This window comes from Micromonospora sediminicola (assembly GCF_900089585.1).
GTDB lineage: Bacteria > Actinomycetota > Actinomycetes > Mycobacteriales > Micromonosporaceae > Micromonospora > Micromonospora sediminicola.
Genome location: NZ_FLRH01000003.1, coordinates 1,496,841 through 1,517,110, shown reverse-complemented (window position 1 = coordinate 1,517,110; position 20,270 = coordinate 1,496,841). Strand labels below are relative to the sequence as shown.

Below are 20,270 nucleotides of genomic sequence, written 5' to 3'. Positions count from 1 at the left end.
CCCGCAGCGGCCCGCCCCGACATCGGGGCGGGCCGCTGCCGTACGACGAGAGGAACACCGTGTACTTCACCGACCGTGGCATCGAGGAGCTGGTCGAGCGCCGGGGCGACGAGCAGGTCAGCCTGGAGTGGCTCGGCGAGCGCCTGCGGGACTTCGTCGACCTGAACCCCGAGTTCGAGACCCCGATCGAACGCTTCGCCACCTGGCTGGCCCGCCTCGACGACGAGGACGAGGACTAGTCCCCTCCCTCCCGTCTCCCCCGCGATCGTGCGGTTGCGGCCCGGCAGATGCCCGGACAGCGGCTTTTGTCCGGGCCGTAAGTGCAAGATCGACGAGGGCTGGCACGGGGGGCGAAGGACCCGGGCGCGGGTTCGCGCGATCTTGTAGCGTGAGGTCGTGGCGCGCAGCGTGTACCTGACCAGTGTGGGGTCGGGCGGGGGCAAGTCGACGGTGGCGCTCGGGCTGGCCGAGCTGCTGTCCCGACAGGTCGGGCGGATCGGCGCGTTCCGGCCGCTGGTCGCCGGCGACGGCGCCGACCCGATCCTGGCCCTGCTCAGCGAGCGCTACCGGGTCGAGCTGCCGGTCGGCGAGCTGCACGGCGCCACCTACGCCGAGGCCACCCAGCTGGTCGCGAACGGCCGCCGGGAGGAGCTGATCTCGGCGATCGTGGCCCGCTACCGGGAGGTGGAACGACGCTGCCCCGCCGTCGTGGTGGTGGGCAGCGACTTCGCCGACGGAGACGGCGCCGGCCCGCGCGAGCTGGCCTTCAACGCCCGGCTGGCGACCGAGTTCGGCAGCGTCGTGGTGCCCGTGGTGGACGGCTTCGGGCAGCCGCCCGAGGCGATCGCGGCGGCGCTGCGGGGCGCCTACCACGATCTGGCCGACCTGGGCGCGACGGTGGTCGCGGTGGTCGCCAACCGCGTGCCCGGGCCGATGACGCTGCCCGAGCTGCCGGTCCCCGTGTACGCGATCCCGGAGGTGCCGGCCGTGTCGGCGCCGACGGTGGCCGAGGTGGCGGCGGCGCTCGGCGCCACCCTGCTCGCCGGCGACCAGGCCGCGCTGGACCGCGACGTGCTCGACTACGTGGTGGGCGCCGCACACGTGCCGACGCTGCTGGACCACCTCACCGACGGCGCGTTGGTGATCACCCCGGGGGACCGGGCCGACCTGCTGGTGGCGGCCGGCGCCGCGCACGTGGCGGGGCAGGTGTCGCTGGCCGGGCTGGTGCTCACGCTGGGCGAGCAACCCGACCCCCGGGCGATGCGACTGGTCGAGCGGATGAACACCGGGCTGGCTGTGCTGTCGGTGCCCACCGACAGCTACGACACGGTCGAGGCGTCCAGCCGGATCGAGGGCCGCCCCAGCACGGCCAACCCGCGCAAGGTCGACGCGGCGCTGGGCGCGTTCGAGCGCTGCGTGGACACCGACGACCTGGCCCGCCGGCTGCGGGTCACCCGCTCCGCCCGGGTCACCCCGCTGATGTTCGAGAACGACCTGATCGACCGGGCCCGGGCCCGCCGCCGCCGGCTGGTGCTGCCCGAGGGCGCCGAGGAGCGGATCCTGCGCGCGGCGGAGGTGCTGCTGCGCCGGGGTGTCGCCGAGCTGACCCTGCTCGGCCGCCCGGACGAGATCGCCCGACGGACCCGGGAACTGGGCGTCGACGTCGGCGACGCGCAGATCGTCGACCCGGCGACCAGCGAGTGGCGGGACGAGTTCGCCGCCACGTACGCGAAGCTGCGCGCGCACCGGGGCGTGACGCCGGAGCTGGCGCACGACATCGTGGCGCAGCCGAACTACTTCGGCACGATGATGGTGCAGACCGGCCACGCCGACGGGATGGTCTCCGGGGCGACGCACACCACGGCCGCGACCATCCGGCCGGCGTTCGAGATCATCCGGACCGTGCCCGGCGTCTCGGTCGCGTCCAGCGTCTTCTTCATGCTGCTCGCCGACCGGGTGCTGGTCTACGGCGACTGCGCGGTCAACCCGGACCCGGACGCCGCCCAGCTCGCCGACATCGCCATCTCCTCCGCCGACACCGCGGCCCGGTTCGGCATCGAGCCGCGGGTGGCGATGCTGTCGTACTCCACCGGCAGCTCCGGCGCCGGGGCGGACGTGGAGAAGGTCGCGGCGGCCACCGAGCTGGTCCGCGAGCGGCGGCCGGAACTGCTGGTCGACGGCCCGATCCAGTACGACGCGGCGATCGACCCGCAGGTCGCCGCGACCAAGCTGCCGGACAGCCCGGTGGCGGGACGCGCCACGGTGTTCATCTTCCCGGACCTGAACACCGGCAACAACACGTACAAGGCGGTGCAGCGCTCGGCCGGCGCGGTCGCGGTCGGCCCGGTCATGCAGGGCCTGCGCCGGCCGGTCAACGACCTCTCCCGGGGCGCCACCGTCCCGGACATCGTCAACACGGTGGCGATCACCGCCATCCAGGCCGCCGCGGAGGCGTCGGAATGAGCCGCATCCTGGTCCTCAACAGCGGCTCCTCGTCGGTCAAGTACCGGCTGTACGACGGCGACGAGGTCCGCGACAAGGGCACCGTGGAGCGGATCGGCGAACCCGGCGGCGGGCCGGCCGACCACGAGAGCGCGGTGCGGGAGATCATCGAACGGCTCGACCTGACCGGCCTGGCCGGCGTCGGGCACCGGGTGGTGCACGGCGGACGGCGGTTCAGCTCGCCGGTGCTGATCGACGACGCGGTCGTCACCGGGATCGAGGAACTCGTCCCGCTCGCCCCGCTGCACAACCCGGCCAACCTGGCCGGCATCCGGGTGGCCCGGGAGGCGCTGCCGGACACCCCGCAGGTGGCCGTCTTCGACACCGCGTTCCACCACACGCTGCCGGAGGCCGCCGCCACGTACGCGATCGACCGGGAGACCGCCGAGCGCTACGACGTGCGCCGGTACGGCTTCCACGGCACCTCGCACGCGTACGTCTCGCGGCGCGCGGCGGAGCTGCTCGACCGGCCGTACGCCGAGCTGAACACGATCACGCTGCACCTGGGCAACGGGGCGAGCGCGTGCGCGGTGGAGGGCGGCCGGAGCGTGGCCACGTCGATGGGCATGTCGCCGCTGGAGGGCCTGGTGATGGGCACCCGCAGCGGCGACCTCGACCCGACCGTCATCTTCCACCTGCGCCGCGAGGGCGGGATGGGCGTGGACGAGATCGACGACCTGCTCAACCACCGCAGCGGCCTGCTCGGGCTGACCGGCGTCAACGACATGCGGGAGGTGCTGGCCCGCCGGGACGCCGGCGACCCGCACGCGGCGCTGGCGTTCGACGTCTACTGCCGCCGGATCACCGGCTACGTGGGGGCGTACTACGCGTTGCTCGGGCGGGTCGACGCGATCGCGTTCACCGCCGGCGTCGGTGAGCACGCCGCGCCGGTCCGGGCGGCGTCGCTGGCCGGGCTGGAACGGCTCGGCGTCGCCGTCGAGCCGGGCCGCAACGACGGCACGGGCGACCGGGTGATCTCCCCGGCCGGCGCCGAGGTCACCGTGCTCGTGGTGGGCACCGACGAGGAGCGGGAGATCGCCCGCGAGACCCGCGAGGTGCTGGCCGCCTGACCCGGCCCGCCCGGTCAGCCCAGGGCGAGCCAGGCGACGAGGCCGACGACCACCACGGCGGCGACGGCGAGGCCGGCGATCAACGGCAGCCGGGACGGCGCGGTCGCGGTCGCGGCCGGCTCGGGCGCGTCCACGAAGGCGCGGAACTGCGCGGTGTTGCCGCTCGGGTCGGTGTAGTTCTCAGCCATGCGGGTGACCCTAGCGAAGCCCGCCGTCCCCGCGTGCCCCGCCGTGCCGGCGTCGACGGACCGGGGCGGCCGGCGCGCGCAAACCCGCCCGGGCGGTGGAGGCACGGCCCGGCCGGGTGGCGGAGGCAGCCGGCCCGGACGGCGGGCGCGGCCGGGCCGCTCGGTTGCCTACCGTGCAGGCATGACGGGGCAGCGGCTGGTGGCCGTGCTGATGACGGCGCTGCTGGCCGGCTGCGGGCCGGCCGTCGCCACCACCGGCCCGGTCCCGGCCGGCGTCCGGGCCGCGCCGGAGCGCCCGTACGCGGTGGGGATGCGGCAGTTCACTGTCGACCCGGACGGCATCCGCCCCCTGCCGGTCACCGTCTGGTACCCGGTGGACCCGTCCGCCTCCCCCGGCCCGGTCACCGCCCCTCCCGCCGCGCCGGATGTCCGGGCGGGGGCCCGGGTGGCCGTCGGGCGGTTCCCGGTGGTCGTCTTCAGTCACGGCCTGCGCAGCCTGCCCGCGCTGCACGCGCAGCTGACCACCCGCTGGGCCGCCGCCGGTTTCGTGGTGGCGGCGCCCACCTACCCGCGCACCAACCTGCGGGCCCGGAGCTTCACCCGAGACGACGTCCGCAACCAGCCGGCCGACGCCTGGCGGCTGGTCCGTCACCTGGTCCGCCTGGGCGCCCGCCCCGGTGATCCGCTCGGCGCGCACCTGGCCGTGGACCGGTTCGCCGCCGCCGGGCACTCCGCCGGCGGTCACACCACGCTCGGCATGTTCGCCGCCGGACAGCCGTTCCCGGTACGGGCCGGGATCGTGATCGCCGGTGGCCGGCCGGTCGCCGGCGTCGCCCGGCCGCTCGCGCCGATGCTGTTCGTGCACGGCGGCGCCGACCGCGTCGTGCCGGAGTCGATCGGCCGGGCCGCGTACGCCCGCTGTCTCGGGCCGGCCGCGTTCCTGAGCCTGCCCGGTCAGGGCCACGGCGAGTACCTGAACCCCAGCCGACCCGGCTTCCCCCAGGTGCTCGCCACCACCACGGACTTCCTGCGCTGGACGCTCTACGCCGACCGGGCCGCGCTGCGCCGCCTCCCCGCCGACGCCACCGCCCCCGCCCCCGCCCTGACCACCTTCACCACCCGCTCCCTCCCCACCTGACGATCATGAAGTTGACAGTGACAAACCGGACACCGGGCGCCGCCAACTTCATGATCGACGGTTAGGGTGCGGGCGTGGACGAGGTGGCCGGGCGGCAACTTGGCGCGATCCGGGAGGTGGTCGAGCTGGCCGGGGCGGCCGGGATCGAGGTGTGGCTGCGGGGCGGGTGGGCGATGGACTTCCACCTCGGCGCGGTGAGCCGACCCCACGTCGACGTCGACTGGTACTGCTGGCGCCGGGACGCCGAGGGACTGTCCGCCCGGCTGGGCGCGCTCGGCTGGCGGCCCGACCCGCGGATGCCGGCGGAGACGCAGCTCGACGTGCTCCGGGGCGACGTCGAGCTGAGCTTCGCGTACCTGGACCGGGACGAGGCGGGACGGGTGGTGGTCGGGGCCGGCCCGTGGGCGGGCACTCCCCTGCCGGAGGGGATGCTGGACGGCCCGGCCGGCCGGATCGGCCCACTCACCGCGCCGGTGATCAGCGTGGCCGCGCAGATCGAGTTCAAGGAGATGTTCCCGGTCTGGATGCCCGACCGGCCGCGCCGCGCCAAGGACGCCGCCGACCTGGCCCGTCTCCGGGCGTCGACCGGCGGGCCCCCGCTGCGCTGACCCGCCCGGGTCGCCCCCGATCGCGAGGCACAATCGAGTTCATGCGCCGTCGTCCCGTCGCCCTGGCCACCGCCGCCGCCCTGTTCGGCGCCGGCCTGACCGGCTGTTCCGAGCCGACCGCCCCGACCGGGCGGCCCGCACCCGACACCCCGCCGACGACCACGGCACCCACGCCGCGCGTACCCGCCGGGAAGGCGCCCACGAAGAGCTTCGCGGTCGGCGTACGCCAGGTGAAGCTGAACCGCGACGGCGACCGGCCGTTGCCGGTGACGCTCTGGTACCCGGCGGAGGGCGCGGCCGGTGGCGCGGCCGAGCGGTCCGCGCCGGCGGCGGACGGGCGGTTCCCGGTGGTGCTGTTCAGTCACGGCCTCGGCGCCCGGCCGGAGGACTACCAGGTGCTGCTCACGCGCTGGGCGGCGGCCGGTTTCGTGGTCGCCGCGCCGCGCTTCCCGCACACCGGCCGGGGTGGCGACGGCAACCCGCTGGACGTGCTCAACCAGCCGGCCGACGTGTCGTACGTGCTGACCCGGGTGCTCGCCCTCGGCGAGAAGGCGGGCGACCCGCTGCGCGGCCGGCTGGATCCGGAGCGGGTCGCCGCGACCGGGCACAGCGCCGGCGGGGTGACCACCATCGGGTTGTTCACCGCGGGGCGGGACGAGCGGCTCGACGCCGGCATCGTCTTCGCCGGCACGGCGCTCGGCGTCGGCACCGCGTTCGCCGGGGCCGCCGCGCCGCAGCTGTTCGTGCACGGCGAGGTGGACGAGGTGGTGTCGTACGCGGCCGGGAGGGCCGTCTACGACGCGGTGCCGTGGCCCAAGGCGATGCTCAGCCTGCCGAAGGGCGACCACGGTCGGGCGCTGCTGGGTGACGGCAGGGCGCTGGGCGTGGTCGCCGACACCACCGTCGAGTTCCTGCGCTGGACGCTCTACGGCGACCCGGCGGCGAAGAAGCGTCTCCCCGCCGACGCCGCCAGGGGCGGCCTGGCCACCCTCGACGACCGCCTGTAAGGAAGGGCCCCTTCTTAACGCCTCCGGTAGAGAAGGGGCCCCCTCTTAACACGCCATCCGTCTCAGGCGATGTGGTCGATGACGACCTTGCCGAAGACCTCGCCGGAGTGCAGGCGGGCGAACGCCTCGGCGATCCCGCTGAACGGCACCACCCGGTCCACCACCGGGCGGACCTCGTGCTCGGCGCAGAACGCGAGCAGTTCGGCCAGCTCGTCCGGGGTGCCCATGGAGGTGCCGAGGATCTCCAGCTGCATGGCGAAGACCCGGCGCAGGTTGACGGCGGGCTCGTGGCCGGCGGTGGCGCCGGAGACCACGATCCGGGCCATCGGGGCGGCCGACTTCAGCGAGTGGTCGAAGGTGGCCGCGCCGACCGTCTCGATCACCACGTCGACCCGCTCGGGCAGGCGGGCGCCGGGCTCCAGCGCGGTCGCCCCCAGCTCGGTGATGCGCTCCCGCTTGGCGGCGTCGCGGCTGGTCGCGTACACCCGCTTGCCGAGCGCGACGCCGAGCGCGACCGCCGCGGTGGCCACGCCGCCGCCGGCGCCCTGGACCAGCACCGACTCGCCGTCGGCGACCCGGCCCTTGGTGGTGAGCATCCGCCAGGCGGTGAGCCAGGCCGTGGGCAGGCACGCCGCGTCGGTCGCCGACAGGCCGTCGGGCAGCGGCAGCAGGTTCATCCGGGGTACGGCGACCAGCTCGGCGAAGGTGCCCTGGTAGTGCTCGGAGAGGATGGAGACCCCGCGCGGGTCGCCCGGGGTGGGCACCACCGGGTAGATGACCACCTCGTTGCCGTCCGGGTCGGTGCCGACCGCGTCACAGCCGAGGATCATCGGGAGCTGGTCGGCGGTCAGCCCCACGCCGCGCAGCGACCAGAGGTCGTGGTGGTTGAGCGAGCTGGCCCGCACCCGCACGGTGACCCAGTCGTCCTGCGGGTGGGTCGGCTCGGGACGGTCGCCGACGGTGAGCGCGGCGAGCGGGTTGTCGGCGTCGAAGGCCGAGGCATAGGCGGCACGCATGATCGGCACGGTAACAAGCTGAGCGGCCGTTAAGAAGGGGCCCTTCCTCTACCGGAGGCGTTAAGAAGGTGCCCCTCCTTACACCCTCAGCGGCGGGCGACGCCGTCGCGCCGGGCGGCCTCGGCCACCGCGTCGGCGACCGCCGGGGCGACCCGCGGGTCGAGCGGGGACGGCACGATCGCGTCCGGGGTCAGCGACTCGGCGACCACGCCCGCGATGGCGTCGGCGGCGGCCACCTTCATCGCGTCGGTGATCCGGGTGGCGCCGGCGTCCAGCGCGCCCCGGAACACGCCCGGGAAGGCGAGCACGTTGTTGATCTGGTTCGGGTAGTCGCTGCGCCCGGTGGCGACCACCGCCACGTGCCGGGCGGCCACCTCGGGGTGCACCTCCGGGGTGGGGTTGGCCAGCGCGAAGACGATGCCGCCGGGGGCCATGCCGGCCACCGCCGCCTCGGGGATCTGGCCGCCGGAGACGCCGACCAGCACGTCCGCGCCGCGCAGCGCCTCGGTGACGTCACCCTGGCGGCCCTCGGCGTTGGTGAGTTCGGCCAGCTCGGCCTTGGTGCCGGTCAGCTCGCGGTGCCGGCCGATGATGCCCCGGGAGTCGCAGACCACCACCCGCGCCGGGTCGACGCCGCCGGCGATCAGCATCTTCGTCACCGCCACCCCGGCCGCCCCGGCGCCGCTGACCGCGACCCGCAGGTCGCCGAGCTTGCGGTTGAGCAGCGTCGCCGCGTTGCGCAGCGCGGCCAGCACGACGATCGCGGTGCCGTGCTGGTCGTCGTGGAAGACGGGGATGTCCAGCGCCTCGTCCAGCCGGCGCTCCACCTCGAAGCAACGGGGGGCGCTGATGTCCTCCAGGTTGATCCCGCCGAACGAGGGCGCGATCGCCCGGACCGCCGCGACGATCTCGTCCACGTCCTGGGTGTCCAGGCAGACCGGCACCGCGTCCACGCCGGCGAACTGCTTGAACAGCACCGCCTTGCCCTCCATCACGGGCAGCGCGGCGCGCGGGCCGATGTTGCCCAGACCGAGCACGGCGGAGCCGTCGGTGACCACCGCGACGGTGTGCGACACCCAGGTGTAGGTGTCGGCGAGGTCGGGGTCGGCGGCGATCGCCTCACACACCCGGGCCACCCCCGGGGTGTACGCGAGGGAGAGGTCCTCCCGACTGGTCAGCGGCACCGTCGAGGTGACGGCCATCTTGCCGCCGACGTGCAGCCGGAAGACGGGATCAGCGGGGTCCGGGGTGGACGAAGACATGGTGACTCCAGGATCTGTCGATGCAGACGGACCGGCCGGCGTGGTCAGCGGTGGTCAGCGACCGGCGGGGCGGCGGTGCGGGGGTCACCCGGGCACTTTCCGAGCATAGTCACGCACCGGCTCCCAGGATGTGAGCGGGGTCATATCCGCCGCTACCCCTGCCGGCCCCTGATCCGGGCCGGACGCGGCCACCAGCGGGCCACCACCCGCCCGCGGACGTCGGCCACGCCGTAGGCCCGGGAGTCGTCGGCGACCAGGTCGTTGTCGCCGCGCAGCCACCAGCCGCCGGCGCGGGGTTCGACCGCGCGCTTGACCACCAGCAGGTCGGGGCGGGTGCGGAAGACGGCGACCACCACGTCGCCGGGGCGGACCGGCCGGCCACCGGTGCGGACCAGCACCGCGTCGCCGTGGCGCAGCGTGGGCGACATGGACGGGCCGGTGACCAGGACCGGCACCAGCGGCCCGCGCAGCGCGGGCACGGCGTGTTCGTTCACACCTGGCACCGGGTTTCACCTCCCGCCCGCTGGAAAGCATCTCCAGGAGTAGTGTCGTCTTGGATCATCGCAAACATCCCATGGAGGACCCTGATGCGCCTTCCCCGCATCCTCACGCCCCGTGTGACCGCCAGTGCCCACTGTGACCTGCCGTGCGGCGTCTACGACCCGGCGCAGGCCCGGATCGAGGCCGAGTCGGTCAAAATGATCTGCGAGAAGTACCAGGCCAACACCGACCCGGAGTTCCGCACCCGCGCCATCCTGATCAAGGAGCAGCGGGCGGACCTGGTCAAGCACCACCTGTGGGTGCTCTGGACCGACTACTTCAAGCCGCAGCACTTCGAGAAGTACCCGCACCTGCACCAGCTCTTCAACGAGGCCACCAAGCTGGCCGGCGCGGCCGGCGCCAAGGGTGGCACCGACCCGGCCAAGGCCGACGAGCTGCTCTCGAAGATCGACGAGATCTCGAAGATCTTCTGGGAGACCAAGCAGGCGTGACGTCGCCCGTCGCGGCACCGACGATCCGGCCGGTACGTCCCGAGGACGTACCGGCCGTCGTCGCCATGGTGCACGAACTCGCCGAGTACGAGCGCGCCCCGGAGCAGTGCCACCTCACCGCCGAACAGCTCCACGCGGCGCTCTTCCCGGCCGCTCCGGCGCTCTTCGGCCACGTCGCGGTGGACGCGGCCGACGAGCCGGTGGGCTTCGCCCTCTGGTTCCTCAACTTCTCCACCTGGGCCGGCGTGCACGGCATCTACCTGGAGGATCTCTACGTCCGGCCGGCGGCCCGGGGCACCGGCGCGGGTCGGATGCTGCTGGCCACCCTCGCCGGGATCTGCGTCGAGCGCGGCTACGAGCGCCTCGACTGGTGGATGCTGCACTGGAACCCGGCGGCCCGCTTCTACGCCTCGATCGGGGCCACGCCGATGGACGAGTGGACCCCGTACCGGCTCGCCGGACCCGCGTTGCGCGAGCTCGCCGCGCAGTCGACGCCCGCACCCACCCACCCGGCCGCCTGACCGGGTAGAGTCCCGCACCGGGGGGATGAGGCGTGACTCAACTGACCGGGCAGCCGACGACGGACGACGACGTCGTGCACCTCACCGTGCCCGCCGACGGTGGTTACCTCGGCGTGCTCCGCACCGCGACGGCCGGCCTCGCGGCCCGGCTCCAGTTCGCCCTCGACGAGATCGAGGATCTGCGCATCGCCGTCGACGAGGCGTGCGCCATGCTGCTCGCCATCGCGACCCGCGATGCCGAGCTGGAGTGCCGCTTCGCGGTCACCGAGGACGCGCTCACCGTCGAGGTGACCGTGCCGACCGTGCGCGGGGCCACGCTCCCGTCCGAGTCGTCCTTCGCCTGGAAGGTGCTCACCGCGTTGACCACCTCGGCCGGCGCCCACGCTGCCGACGGCCGGGCCACCATCTCGCTGCTGACCCGTCGCGCCCGCGGCTACTGACCCACCGGGAGCTGCCGCAGGGGGCGGCCGTCAGGGGGTCGGGTCGCCGAAACCGAGCGCCCGGTTGGTCGGGCCGCTGACCAGCAGGCCCACCATGCCGAGCCCGAGCGCGATCAACGGCAGCCCGAGCCAGCCCAGGCCGCCCTCGATCATGAACCAGCCGACCGGCAGCAGCATGAGCTGGAGCACGATGGCCGGCGCGCGGGCACCGGCCCGCCGACGGGACAGCGCGCCGCCGAGAGCCCAGAGCGCGACCGCGCCGCCGACGGCGAACGCGGTCACCAGCAGCGCCGAGGCCAGATCGGTGGTCCGTGCGGTGAGGTCGGACCAGATCAGCCACACCGCGACCAGCCCGAGCGCCACCGCCTCGGCGCGCAGCAGGAGCACCGCCGCGCGGAGCGGACCGGGGGTCGGGTCGGAGTCGATCGTCACGGGCGCCACGATACCGGTGGGTAGTCGCGGTACAGTGCCGCCCATGCGGGCCGTCCTGGTGGTCAATCCGAAGGCCACCACCACCAGCGAACGCAGCCGGGACGTGCTCGTCCGGGCGCTGCGCAGTGAAGTCGACCTGTCGGTGCGGTACACCCGCCGACGGGGCCACGCCATGGATCTGGCCCGGGAGGCCGCCCAGGAGGGCGTCGACCTGGTGGTCACGCTCGGTGGCGACGGCACGGTCAACGAGGTGGTCAACGGGTTGATGGCGGCCGAGCCGCCGACGTTCCGCACCGGGCAGACCTCGGCCGAGCGGTTGCCGGCGCTGGCGACCGTGCCCGGCGGCTCGACCAACGTCTTCGCCCGCGCCCTCGGGTTGCCCCGCGAGTGGCCGGACGGCACCAGCATGATCCTGGAGGGGTTGCGGCTGGGCCGATCCCGCACCATCGGGCTGGGTCGGGCGGACGACCGCTACTTCACGTTCTGCGCCGGCTTCGGCCTCGACGCGGCGGTCATCCGCCGGGTGGAGCAGGCCCGCAAGCGGGGTCGGGTCTCCACCCCGGCGCTCTACTTCCGGTCCACCGCGAGCCAGTACTTCGTCGGCTCGGACCGCCGGCACCCGCCGATCACGCTGGAGCGGCCGGGTGAGGCGCCGGCGACGGAGTTGGCCACCGCCATCATCCAGAACACCGCGCCGTGGACGTACCTCGGCGACCGGGAGATCAACCCGAATCCGGAGGCGTCGTTCGACCTCGGGCTGGACGTGCTCGCCATCCGGCAGCTCAGGGTGGCCAGCACCGCACGGACAGTGACCCAGTTCTTCTCCCGGAAGCCCGACCCGCACGGCAAGCAGGTGCTCCGGCTGCACGACGTGGCGGAGTTCACCCTGCTCGCGGCGCGTCCGCTGCCGTTCCAGCTGGACGGCGACTACCTCGGCGAGCGGGAAAAAGTCAGATTTACCTCCGTGCCGGCCGCACTCAGAGTAATCTGCTAGGTCTCGGGTATCCCAGTCGGTTGACGCGGACCCCCCGCCGCGCGGGCGCGGTGGCCGCCACGCCGAGGAAGGGTGCCGGAAATGTCAGCAACGTCACGCAGACCGTACTATATTGATCCTCGACTGTGGCACGCCGGGTAACGAGAGACTTCGGAAACCCGGACAAATGGGTGGTGAGCCCGCTCACTGTTCGGAGTTTTTCCGAGCGTCACCCTTGACATCGCTGTAGTTCGTGAAAGTATTCACAAGCGAACTCGTGTTACCGGGACATTGCCTGGATATGCTCGGCAGGTTGAGCTGTTCCAGCAGGTCCAGGGGCCCGCAGCCTGCTCACGCAGCGCCGAATTGATGGATGCTGACCGTCACCTATCGGCAATGCGGATGCATATAGGAATAGCAACGAAGCGTTATCTGGCCACCCACTAAGAATGAGGAGTGTTGCCGCCATGGACTGGCGCCACGATTCGGTCTGCCGCGACGAGGACCCGGAGCTGTTCTTCCCGATCGGGACGTCCGGTCCGGCTCTCCTGCAGGTGGAGCAGGCGAAGGCCGTCTGCCGGCGCTGCCCCGTGACCGACCAGTGCCTGCAGTGGGCGCTGGAGTCCGGTCAGGACGCCGGCGTCTGGGGCGGGATGAGCGAGGAGGAGCGCCGCGCGGTGAAGCGCCGCGGCGGTCTCCGGGTGCTGCGCGCTCACTCCGCCTGACCCGCACACGCGAGACGCCCCGGCCGGGATTCCGGCCGGGGCGTTCTGCTGTCCCGGGACGCTCAACGCGCCGCCGCGTCCACCCGCCGGCGCACCAGGTCGGCGAGTTCCGGCAGATCGGTGAGCGGGTCGGCGACCGCCACCGCCCCGGCCGAGCGGGCCGCCGCGCGTACCCCGTCGTGGAACCGGCCCGGGGCGAGGAAGTAGGCCGCCACCGCGACCCGACCGGCCCCCGCCGCGCGCAGCCGTGCCACCGCGTCGCCGACCTCCGGGGGCGCCGCCGAGGCGTAGGAGACACGGCAGGGCACGCCCAGGCCGGCGCCGAGCGCCGCGGCGACCCGACCCACCGACCCCCGCGCGGCCGGGTCCCGGGTCCCGGCCGCGGCCAGCACCACCGCGTCCAGGTCGCCCGGGTCGTCCCCGGCGGCCTCGGCCAGCCGGCGTCGCAGCCCGGCCAGCAGCCGGCCGTCCACCGTGCCGCCGGTCGGTCCCAGCACGTCGGTCACCCGCACGTCGAGGTCCGCGCCGGCCGCCGCCACCGCCGCCGGGATGTCCACCTTCCGGTGGTACGCGGCGGTGAGCAGCAGCGGCACCAGCACCACCCGGGAGTGCCCGTCGGCGGCCAGGCGCCGCAGCACCTCGGTCGGCCCGGGGTCGGTGTGGTCGAGCCAGCTCGGCAGCACCGGGCGGCCGGGACACGCGACCGCCACCGCCCGGGCCAACGCCCGGGTGGCCTCGGCCGCCCGGGGATCGCGGCTGCCGTGCGCCACCAGCACCACCGGTGGCGCGGCCGTCAGGTGTGCAGCCCGCACTCGGTCTTCTCGAACATCGCCCACCGGCCGGCCCGGGGGTCCTCCCCCGCCTTGGTCCGGCGGGTGCACGGCCAGCAGCCGATCGAGCCGTAGCCCCGGGCGAACAGCTCGTTGACCGGGATGTCGTGGCGGGCCACGTACGCGTCCACCTCGCGCTGCGTCCAGGCGGCGATCGGGTTCACCTTGACCTTGCCGCGACGCGGGTCGAAGCCGACCACCGGCGTGTTCGCGCGGGTCGGCGACTCGTCCCGGCGCAGCCCGGCGGCCCAGGCGTCGTACCCGGCGAGCGCCCGCTCCAGCGGTTCCACCTTGCGCAACTGGCAGCAGTCGTCCGGGGACCGGTTGAACAGGCGTGGGCCGTACTGGCCGTCCTGCTGCCCGACGGTCATCCGGGGCCGGATCGAGCGGACCCGCACCGGCATCCGCCGGGCCACCTCGTCGCGGACCCGCAGCGTCTCCGGGAAGTGCAGCCCGGTGTCCAGGAACACCACGTCCACGCCGGGGGCGACCCGCGAGACCAGGTGCGCCAGCACACCGTCGGCCATCGAGCTGGTCACGCAGAACCGCTCGCCGAACGTCTCCACCGCCCAGCGGGCGATCTCCAGCGCGGGCGCGTCCGCCAGCTCCCGCCCGGCCTCCTCGGCCAGCAGACGCAGCTCCTCCGGGTCGCGCCGGGCCGGGTCGGCCGCCCCACCCGCGCCGACCAGGCCCAGGCCCGCGGCGGAGACCAGGCCGCTCACCGGGTCACCGCCCGGCCCAGCAGACCGGTGAACCTCACCGAGAAGACCCGCGCGCAGGCGTGGCACTCCCAGGCGCCGTGCCCGGCCTCGTGCGGTCGCAGGTCCTCCTCCCCGCAGTAGGGGCAGTAGAGAGGCGCGGATCGGGCATCACTCATCGGAGCTCCTCCTCGTCGACTCTGATCACCCAGCGGGCGAAGGTCTCGCCCTCGGTCCGGCCGGCCAGGTAGCGGCGGGCCAGCCGTTCCACGTACTCCGGAAGGTCGTCGGCGGTGGTCTTCAGGCCGCGCAGCTTGCGGCCGAAACCGGCGGTCTGGCCGGCGGCCATGCCGAGGCCGCCGCCGAGGTGCACCTGGAAGCCCTCGACCTGCCGGCCGTCCGGGCCGACCACCAGCTGGCCCTTGAGCCCGATGTCCGCGACCTGGGTGCGGGCGCAGGCGTTCGGGCAGCCGTTGAGGTGGATGGAGATGTCCGCGTCGAAGTCGCGCAGCCGCTCCTCCAGCCGCGCCACCAGCTCCTCGCCGCGCCGCTTGGTCTCCACGATGGCCAGCTTGCAGAACTCGATGCCGGTGCAGGCCATGGTGCCGCGCCGCCAGGCCGACGGCCGGGCCTCCAGGCCGATCCCGCGCAGCGCCGTCACCAGGGACTCGGTCCGCTCCGGCGCCACGTCCAGCACCAGCAACTTCTGGTACGGGGTGAGCCGTACCCGGTCGCTGCCGTGCGCCTCGACCACGTCGGCGAGCTGCGCCAGCTGGGTGCCGGAGACCCGGCCCACCACCGGGGCCGCGCCCACGTAGTTGGCGCCGTCGCGCTGCGGGTGCACGCCGATGTGGTCGACCGGCTTCGCCGGCAGCTCCGCGGCCGGGCCGTCGAGCAGCGCGCGGCCCAGGTATTCCTTCTCCAGCACCTCGCGGAAGCGCTCCACGCCCCAGTCGGCGACCAGGAACTTCAGTCGGGCCCGGTTGCGCAGCCGCCGGTAGCCGTAGTCGCGGAAGATGCCGACCACGCCCGCCCACACGTCCGGCACCTCGTGCAGCGGCACCCAGACGCCGAGCCGCTTGGCCAGCATCGGGTTGGTGGAGAGCCCGCCGCCGACCCAGACGTCGAAGCCGGGGCCGTGCTCGGGGTGGTCGACGCCGAGGAGCGCGATGTCGTTCGCCTCGTACGGGGTGTCGACCAGCCAGGAGATCGAGGTCTTGAACTTGCGGGGCAGGTTGGAGAACGCCTTGTCGCCGACGTACCGGCGGACGATCTCGTCGATGGCCGGCGTGGGGTCGAGCAGCTCGTCGCGGGCCACCCCGGCGACCGGGCTGCCGAGCACGATCCGGGGGCAGTCGCCGCACGCCTCGGTGGTCTGCAGGCCGACCGACTCCAGCCGGCGCCAGATCTCCGGCATGTCCTCGACCCGGATCCAGTGGTACTGGATGTTCTGCCGGTCGGTGATGTCGGCGGTGTCCCGGGCGAACTCGCGGGAGATGTCCGCGACCACGCGCAGCTGGGCCAGGTTGAGCTGGCCACCGTCCACCCGGACCCGGAGCATGAAGAACTCGTCCTCCAGCTCGTGCGGCTCCAGCACGGCGGTGCGCCCGCCGTCGATGCCGGCCTTGCGCTGGGTGTAGAGCCCCCACCAGCGGAACCGGCCACGCAGGTCCTGCGGGTCGATCGAGGCGAAACCGCGGTGGGCGTAGATGTTCTCGATCCGGTCCCGCACGTTGAGCGGGTCGTCGTCCTTCTTGATCCGCTCGTTGGGGTTGAGCGGCTCACGGTGTCCGAGCGCCCACTGCCCCTCGCCGCGTGGCCGGCGGGGCGCACGGGCGGCAGGCGCCGGGGTGTCGGGACGGGTCGGGGTGCTGCTGACCGCCATCGCGGCGTCCTCCATGGTCTGCTGCGGTGCCTGGAGCGCGGACGCGGCGGCCGGCCCTGAGAAGGGCCGTGGACGGCGATGTCGGTGACGGCCGGCGCGAGTACGCGCCCGAGACGGAAGGGTCGGGCGTCGTCAGTGGGCCGGACAGATCGCGCTGCGCACGCGGCCGTAGTCGACGTGGCGACGGGCCACGAAGCGGCGGACGACAGCGGCGGTCATGGGCCTCATGCTGCCACACCACCGCCCCACCGACCACCGCCCGCCCCGGTGATCCCACATCACGGGCGCCCCCGCCCAGATCGACACCCGTCCACCCCCCCACCCCCCGTGACCAGCATCACCCCACCCCGGGATCGTCGATCATGAAGTTGGCGGCGACAAAGGGCACGGCGGGTGCCGCCAACCTCATGATCGACCCGCCTGGGGGCCGGGGGGGGTGGGGGGCCCGTGGGGGTGGAATCGGCGGAGCGGGGTGGCGGGGGTGGGTGGGCGTGTGACGCTGCGGGATGTGAGCGCGTTCGCCGAGCCTGCGCCGTCCCGAGCCCGCCTCGGTTGGCCGGTGTGGGTCGTACCGGGGCTGCTCACGCTGGGGATCACGCTGGTCGGGATCGGACACGCGCAGCTGTGGCGCGACGAGCTGGCCACCTGGAGCGCCGCCACCCGCCCGCTGCCCGACCTGCTCCGGCTGACCCGCGTCATCGACGCCGCCACCGGGCCGTACTACGCGCTCATGCACGGGTGGACGGCGCTGGTCGGCACCTCGCCGACCGCGTTGCGGCTGCCCTCCGCGCTGGCCATGGCCGCCGCCGCCGCGCTGACCGCCCGGCTCGGCGCGCGCCTCGTCGGCGACCGGGCCGGGCTGCTGGCCGGGCTGCTGTTCGCGGTGCTGCCGGCCACCTCGCGCTACGGCCAGGAGGCCCGCCCGTACGCCCTCGCGACGCTGCTCGCCGTGCTCGCCACGCTGCTGCTGGTCGACGCGCTGCGCCGGCCGACCTGGAGGCGTTGGGCCGGGTACGCGCTCGCCGTCGCCGCGCTCGCCCTGGTCCACCTGATCGCGCTCACCCTGCTCGCCGCGCACGCCGTGGTGGTGCTGCTGACCGCCGCACGCGGTCCGGCGACGGTCGTCGACCCGCCCGACCGGTCCCGATCCGAGGGGCTCGACGCACCGTGGCCGAGCCGCACACACCCACAGCGTTCCACCCACCCCCGAGATCGGGCACGGGTGGAACGGCACGGGTCTCACAGCGCTCCGGAGACACCCACAGCGTTCCACCCACCGTCGATACCGACCGGGAGTGGAACGCCACAGGTGTCACCGCACCCCGCGCACGGCACGGAGGCACCCGGCGAGCCGGGAGCGAAGCCGTGGGACGGGGCCGGCGCGGCCCGCGACGCCCGAGGGGCGCCGGTGTCCGGCCGGCGGGTGCTGGCGCGGTGGCTGCTGGCGCTGGTGCCGGCCGTCGTGCTCGTCACCCCACTGGCGCTGGTCGCCCGGGGCCAGCGCGGTCGGCAGCTCGACTGGGTCGACCCGGCCCGCCTGTCCGACCTGGCGGCGCTGCCCGGTGGGCTGGCGCAGAGCGGCGTGGTGGGCGGGTTCCTGCTGGCCCTCGCGGCGCTCGGCGCGGTCCGGCTGGGCCGGCGGGCGCTGCTGCCCGCCACCGCCGTGCTGCTGCCGGTGCTGCTGCTCTTGGCGGCCGGCACGGTGGTGCCGCTCTGGGTGACCCGCTACCTGGTCTTCACCGTGCCGTTCGCCTGCCTGCTCGCCGGCGCGGCCCTGGCCGGGACCACACCGAACGGAGCCACACCGCCAGGGACCACGCCCACCAGGGCCACGCCGGCCGCGGCCACGCCCACCGGGGCCACGCCGGCCGGGACCTCGCCCACCCGGGCCTCGCCCACCCGCGCAGCGGTCAACGGGACGAAGCCGACGGGGACCGCTCCGGCCGGAGCAGGGCTCGGGGCGGCGCTGGCCCTGGTGGCGCTCGCCGGGCTGCTCGGGCTGCCCGACCAGGCGGCGTTGCGCCGTACCCACGAGTGGCCGCGCGGCGCGCCCGTCGACTACGCGGGCGCGGCCCGGGTGATCGCCGCCGGCGAACGGCCGGGTGACGCGATCGTCTACTCGCCCCGGGACAGTTGGCTGTTCCCGGATCTGGGCATGGCGTACCACCTGGGGTCGCGGCTGCCGCGTGACGTGCTGGTGGTCCGCGACCAGCGGCAGGGGGCGGACCTCTGGGCCACCGAGTGCGACGCCCCGGCGCGGTGCCTGGCCGGGGTGGACCGGGTCTGGCTGGTGGTCACCGGGCGTCGGGCGGACCCGTTGGCGGCGGTGCCCGGCGCGAAGGGCGCGGCGCTGCGCGACGGCTTCACGGTGCGTCAGGTCTGGCCGCGCCCGGGCCTCACGGTGGCCCTGCTCGCCCGGTGAGGCGGTCGGTGGTGCCCCGGGCCAGCGGGACGACGAGCGCCGCCTCGGTGCCGCCGCCGGCGCCGTTGCGCAGCTCGATGGTGCCGCGCAGCTCACCGGTGACCAGCGCCCGGACGATCTGGAGGCCGAGGTTGCCGCCCCGCTCGGCGTCGAACTGCCCGGGCAGGCCGCGCCCGTTGTCGGTGACCGAGACGTGCAGCTCCTTGCGGAGCCGGTGCACCGAGACCACCACCTCCGGCTTCGGCCCGTCCGGCGCAGCGGGAGCGCCGTCCTCGTCGGCCGGCGGGAAGCCGTGCTCCACGGCGTTGAGCAGCAGCTCGTTGAGGACCATCACCAGCGAGGTGGCGATCTCGGCGGGCAGCACGCCGAAGGTGCCCCTGCGGCGCATGCCGACGGTCACCTCGGTGGCGGCCACCTCGGTCGCGGCGCTGGCGACCCGGTCGACGATGCCGTCGAACTCCACCGCCTCGTCGCTGGACATGGAGAGCGTCTCGTGGACCAGCGCGATCGAGGCGACCCGGCGTACCGACTCCTCCAGCGCGACCCGGGCCTCGGGCATGGCCACCCGGCGGGCCTGGAGGCGCAGCAGCGCGGCGACGGTCTGCAGGTTGTTCTTCACCCGGTGGTGGATCTCCCGGATGGTGGCGTCCTTGGTGATCAGGGCGCGGTCGCGGCGGCGCACCTCGGTGATGTCGCGGACCAGCACCAGCGCGCCGATCGGCACGCCGGCGGGCATCAGCGGCAACGCCCGGGTCAGCATGGTGGCGCCGCGGGCGTCGATCTCCCGTCGGGGCGGCGCCTCGCCGCGCAACGCGGCGAGCACCGCGTTGCCCGCGTCGGTGCCCTCCAGCGGGTCGCCGGCCAGCCGGCGGTGCAGCTTGGCCAGGTCCTCCCCCACCAGGTGGGAGGCGAAGCCGAGCCGGCGGTACGCGGACTGCGCGTTCGGGCTCGCGTAGGTGACCTTGCCGTTGGCGTCGAGCCGCACCAGCCCGTCGCCGACGCGGGGCGCCGAGGTGGTCTCACCCGGGTGCCGGGGCGGCGGGAACGTGCCGTCGGCGATCATCTGGGCCAGGTCGTCGGCGGTGGTCAGGTAGTTCAGTTCGAGCTGGCTCGGGGTGCGCGCGGTGGAGAGGTTGGTGTCGCGCCCCACCACGGCGATCACCTCGCCGTTCTCGCCGTCGCCGGTGCGCAGCCGCACCGGGATGGCCTCGTGCCGGGCGGGCACGTCGCCGTACCAGACCGGGTCGCCCTCGCGCCAGATCCGACCCTGCCGGTGGGCCACCTCCAGGTGCGCCACCTCGGGCCCGCCGACGATCCGGCCGACCTGGTCGTCCAGGTAGGCGGTCGGCGCGGTGGTCGGGCGGACCTGGGCCACGCAGAGGAAGGTGCCGTCACCGTCCACCGGCACCCAGAGCAGCAGGTCGGCGAAGGAGAGGTCGGACAGCAGCTGCCAGTCGCCGGCGATCCGGTGCAGGTGGTCGATGTCCGCCGGACGGAGCGCGGTGTGCTCCTCGGCGAGGTCACGGAGGGTGGACACGCTCCACAGCGTGCCACGCCGGGC

Annotated in this window: 22 protein-coding genes; 12 read left to right on the top strand and 10 right to left on the bottom strand. The window is 74.4% G+C overall.

The annotated features are described in order from the left end of the window. The first annotated feature begins 59 nt into the window (after nucleotides 1-59). From GA0070622_RS07755 to GA0070622_RS07745, 3 genes are all read left to right on the top strand, one after another. The gene (locus tag GA0070622_RS07755; protein ID WP_091570976.1) at nucleotides 60-239 is read left to right on the top strand and encodes a DUF6104 family protein; all 180 of its coding nucleotides are present in this window, start codon (nucleotides 60-62) and stop codon (nucleotides 237-239) included. A 157-nt stretch (nucleotides 240-396) separates the two neighbouring features. Next, nucleotides 397-2,463 carry a phosphate acetyltransferase gene (gene pta / locus GA0070622_RS07750; RefSeq protein ID WP_091570973.1) on the top strand — a complete coding sequence of 689 codons (2,067 nt, stop codon included), beginning with the start codon at nucleotides 397-399 and terminating at the stop codon, nucleotides 2,461-2,463. Continuing rightward, nucleotides 2,460-3,572, top strand: coding sequence for an acetate/propionate family kinase (locus GA0070622_RS07745; protein WP_091570969.1), 1,113 nt, complete (start codon nucleotides 2,460-2,462; stop codon nucleotides 3,570-3,572). Before pta ends, GA0070622_RS07745 begins: the two co-directional genes overlap by 4 nt. Before the next feature lie 14 nt (nucleotides 3,573-3,586). Here GA0070622_RS07745 and GA0070622_RS32460 read toward each other — a convergent pair whose 3' ends face one another. Continuing rightward, nucleotides 3,587-3,760 carry a hypothetical protein gene (locus GA0070622_RS32460; protein ID WP_176558943.1) on the bottom strand — a complete coding sequence of 58 codons (174 nt, stop codon included), beginning with the start codon at nucleotides 3,758-3,760 and terminating at the stop codon, nucleotides 3,587-3,589. Between the two features lie 181 nt (nucleotides 3,761-3,941). Between GA0070622_RS32460 and GA0070622_RS07740 the strand changes: the two genes are divergently transcribed. The 3 genes from GA0070622_RS07740 to GA0070622_RS07730 all read left to right on the top strand — a co-directional run bounded on the left by GA0070622_RS07740 (nucleotide 3,942) and on the right by GA0070622_RS07730 (nucleotide 6,513). Continuing rightward, nucleotides 3,942-4,898 carry an alpha/beta hydrolase family protein gene (locus tag GA0070622_RS07740; protein ID WP_091570964.1) on the top strand — a complete coding sequence of 319 codons (957 nt, stop codon included), beginning with the start codon at nucleotides 3,942-3,944 and terminating at the stop codon, nucleotides 4,896-4,898. A 74-nt stretch (nucleotides 4,899-4,972) separates the two neighbouring features. After that, nucleotides 4,973-5,506 carry a nucleotidyltransferase domain-containing protein gene (locus GA0070622_RS07735; protein ID WP_091570960.1) on the top strand — a complete coding sequence of 178 codons (534 nt, stop codon included), beginning with the start codon at nucleotides 4,973-4,975 and terminating at the stop codon, nucleotides 5,504-5,506. A 41-nt stretch (nucleotides 5,507-5,547) separates the two neighbouring features. Next, on the top strand, nucleotides 5,548-6,513 hold the full coding sequence (locus GA0070622_RS07730) for an alpha/beta hydrolase family protein (protein WP_091570957.1): 966 nt from the start codon (nucleotides 5,548-5,550) through the stop codon (nucleotides 6,511-6,513). A 62-nt stretch (nucleotides 6,514-6,575) separates the two neighbouring features. Here GA0070622_RS07730 and GA0070622_RS07725 read toward each other — a convergent pair whose 3' ends face one another. The 3 genes from GA0070622_RS07725 to GA0070622_RS07715 all read right to left on the bottom strand — a co-directional run bounded on the left by GA0070622_RS07725 (nucleotide 6,576) and on the right by GA0070622_RS07715 (nucleotide 9,294). Then, entirely contained in the window at nucleotides 6,576-7,538 is a 963-nt protein-coding gene (locus GA0070622_RS07725; protein ID WP_176558944.1) for a zinc-binding dehydrogenase, read from the bottom strand. A 77-nt stretch (nucleotides 7,539-7,615) separates the two neighbouring features. Then, nucleotides 7,616-8,791: an NAD(P)-dependent malic enzyme gene (locus GA0070622_RS07720; protein ID WP_091570954.1), complete on the bottom strand. Its 1,176-nt coding sequence runs from the start codon at nucleotides 8,789-8,791 to the stop codon at nucleotides 7,616-7,618. A 152-nt stretch (nucleotides 8,792-8,943) separates the two neighbouring features. Next, complete coding sequence (locus tag GA0070622_RS07715) at nucleotides 8,944-9,294, bottom strand: S26 family signal peptidase (protein ID WP_245666145.1); 351 nt, start codon at nucleotides 9,292-9,294, stop codon at nucleotides 8,944-8,946. A gap of 84 nt (nucleotides 9,295-9,378) precedes the next feature. Here GA0070622_RS07715 and sodN point away from each other — a divergent pair, with 84 nt between their 5' ends. The 3 genes from sodN to GA0070622_RS07700 are packed head-to-tail and all read left to right on the top strand — an operon-like array spanning nucleotide 9,379 to nucleotide 10,744. Next, nucleotides 9,379-9,783 carry a superoxide dismutase, Ni gene (gene sodN / locus GA0070622_RS07710; RefSeq protein WP_089155059.1) on the top strand — a complete coding sequence of 135 codons (405 nt, stop codon included), beginning with the start codon at nucleotides 9,379-9,381 and terminating at the stop codon, nucleotides 9,781-9,783. Continuing rightward, nucleotides 9,780-10,304: a GNAT family N-acetyltransferase gene (locus GA0070622_RS07705; protein WP_091570946.1), complete on the top strand. Its 525-nt coding sequence runs from the start codon at nucleotides 9,780-9,782 to the stop codon at nucleotides 10,302-10,304. The genes sodN and GA0070622_RS07705 overlap by 4 nt, the downstream gene beginning before the upstream one ends. Before the next feature lie 32 nt (nucleotides 10,305-10,336). Continuing rightward, nucleotides 10,337-10,744, top strand: coding sequence for an ATP-binding protein (locus GA0070622_RS07700; RefSeq protein WP_091570942.1), 408 nt, complete (start codon nucleotides 10,337-10,339; stop codon nucleotides 10,742-10,744). A 30-nt stretch (nucleotides 10,745-10,774) separates the two neighbouring features. On the opposite strand, the gene GA0070622_RS07695 is transcribed toward GA0070622_RS07700, so the two are convergent. Beyond that, the gene (locus GA0070622_RS07695) at nucleotides 10,775-11,176 is read right to left on the bottom strand and encodes a hypothetical protein (protein ID WP_091570938.1); all 402 of its coding nucleotides are present in this window, start codon (nucleotides 11,174-11,176) and stop codon (nucleotides 10,775-10,777) included. Between the two features lie 43 nt (nucleotides 11,177-11,219). On the opposite strand from GA0070622_RS07695, the gene GA0070622_RS07690 reads away from it, so the two are divergent. Together GA0070622_RS07690 and GA0070622_RS07685 are read left to right on the top strand one after the other, a co-directional pair. After that, nucleotides 11,220-12,170, top strand: coding sequence for a diacylglycerol/lipid kinase family protein (locus GA0070622_RS07690; RefSeq protein WP_091570934.1), 951 nt, complete (start codon nucleotides 11,220-11,222; stop codon nucleotides 12,168-12,170). A gap of 446 nt (nucleotides 12,171-12,616) precedes the next feature. After that, entirely contained in the window at nucleotides 12,617-12,874 is a 258-nt protein-coding gene (locus tag GA0070622_RS07685) for a WhiB family transcriptional regulator (protein WP_013288358.1), read from the top strand. A gap of 62 nt (nucleotides 12,875-12,936) precedes the next feature. On the opposite strand, the gene GA0070622_RS07680 is transcribed toward GA0070622_RS07685, so the two are convergent. The 4 genes from GA0070622_RS07680 to GA0070622_RS07670 are packed head-to-tail and all read right to left on the bottom strand — an operon-like array spanning nucleotide 12,937 to nucleotide 16,287. Next, complete coding sequence (locus GA0070622_RS07680; RefSeq protein WP_369700214.1) at nucleotides 12,937-13,686, bottom strand: sirohydrochlorin chelatase; 750 nt, start codon at nucleotides 13,684-13,686, stop codon at nucleotides 12,937-12,939. Next, a complete protein-coding gene (locus GA0070622_RS07675) occupies nucleotides 13,668-14,426 on the bottom strand; it encodes a phosphoadenylyl-sulfate reductase (protein ID WP_091570927.1) in 759 nt (252 codons plus the stop codon). Before GA0070622_RS07675 ends, GA0070622_RS07680 begins: the two co-directional genes overlap by 19 nt. Further along, nucleotides 14,423-14,581 carry a hypothetical protein gene (locus GA0070622_RS32455; RefSeq protein WP_172967928.1) on the bottom strand — a complete coding sequence of 53 codons (159 nt, stop codon included), beginning with the start codon at nucleotides 14,579-14,581 and terminating at the stop codon, nucleotides 14,423-14,425. The genes GA0070622_RS07675 and GA0070622_RS32455 overlap by 4 nt, the downstream gene beginning before the upstream one ends. Then, nucleotides 14,578-16,287: a nitrite/sulfite reductase gene (locus GA0070622_RS07670; protein ID WP_091570923.1), complete on the bottom strand. Its 1,710-nt coding sequence runs from the start codon at nucleotides 16,285-16,287 to the stop codon at nucleotides 14,578-14,580. The genes GA0070622_RS32455 and GA0070622_RS07670 overlap by 4 nt, the downstream gene beginning before the upstream one ends. 493 nt (nucleotides 16,288-16,780) lie before the next feature. Here GA0070622_RS07670 and GA0070622_RS07665 point away from each other — a divergent pair, with 493 nt between their 5' ends. Beyond that, nucleotides 16,781-18,709 carry a glycosyltransferase family 39 protein gene (locus GA0070622_RS07665; RefSeq protein WP_342672775.1) on the top strand — a complete coding sequence of 643 codons (1,929 nt, stop codon included), beginning with the start codon at nucleotides 16,781-16,783 and terminating at the stop codon, nucleotides 18,707-18,709. Here GA0070622_RS07665 and GA0070622_RS07660 read toward each other — a convergent pair. Then, complete coding sequence (locus tag GA0070622_RS07660; protein WP_091570916.1) at nucleotides 18,684-20,246, bottom strand: PAS domain-containing sensor histidine kinase; 1,563 nt, start codon at nucleotides 20,244-20,246, stop codon at nucleotides 18,684-18,686. The genes GA0070622_RS07665 and GA0070622_RS07660 overlap by 26 nt on opposite strands. Between the last annotated feature and the right edge of the window lie 24 nt (nucleotides 20,247-20,270).

Excerpts from the sequence above, each read along its gene's own strand:
- GA0070622_RS07670 (WP_091570923.1), bottom strand. The coding sequence starts at position 16,287 with ATGGCGGTCAGCAGCACCCCGACCCGTCCCGACACCCCGGCGCCTGCC.
- GA0070622_RS07720 (WP_091570954.1), bottom strand. The coding sequence starts at position 8,791 with ATGTCTTCGTCCACCCCGGACCCCGCTGATCCCGTCTTCCGGCTGCAC.
- sodN (WP_089155059.1), top strand. The coding sequence starts at position 9,379 with ATGCGCCTTCCCCGCATCCTCACGCCCCGTGTGACCGCCAGTGCCCAC.
- GA0070622_RS07730 (WP_091570957.1), top strand. The coding sequence starts at position 5,548 with ATGCGCCGTCGTCCCGTCGCCCTGGCCACCGCCGCCGCCCTGTTCGGC.
- GA0070622_RS07740 (WP_091570964.1), top strand. The coding sequence starts at position 3,942 with ATGACGGGGCAGCGGCTGGTGGCCGTGCTGATGACGGCGCTGCTGGCC.
- GA0070622_RS32455 (WP_172967928.1), bottom strand. The coding sequence starts at position 14,581 with ATGAGTGATGCCCGATCCGCGCCTCTCTACTGCCCCTACTGCGGGGAG.
- GA0070622_RS07685 (WP_013288358.1), top strand. The coding sequence starts at position 12,617 with ATGGACTGGCGCCACGATTCGGTCTGCCGCGACGAGGACCCGGAGCTG.
- GA0070622_RS07690 (WP_091570934.1), top strand. The coding sequence starts at position 11,220 with ATGCGGGCCGTCCTGGTGGTCAATCCGAAGGCCACCACCACCAGCGAA.
- GA0070622_RS07745 (WP_091570969.1), top strand. The coding sequence starts at position 2,460 with ATGAGCCGCATCCTGGTCCTCAACAGCGGCTCCTCGTCGGTCAAGTAC.
- GA0070622_RS32460 (WP_176558943.1), bottom strand. The coding sequence starts at position 3,760 with ATGGCTGAGAACTACACCGACCCGAGCGGCAACACCGCGCAGTTCCGC.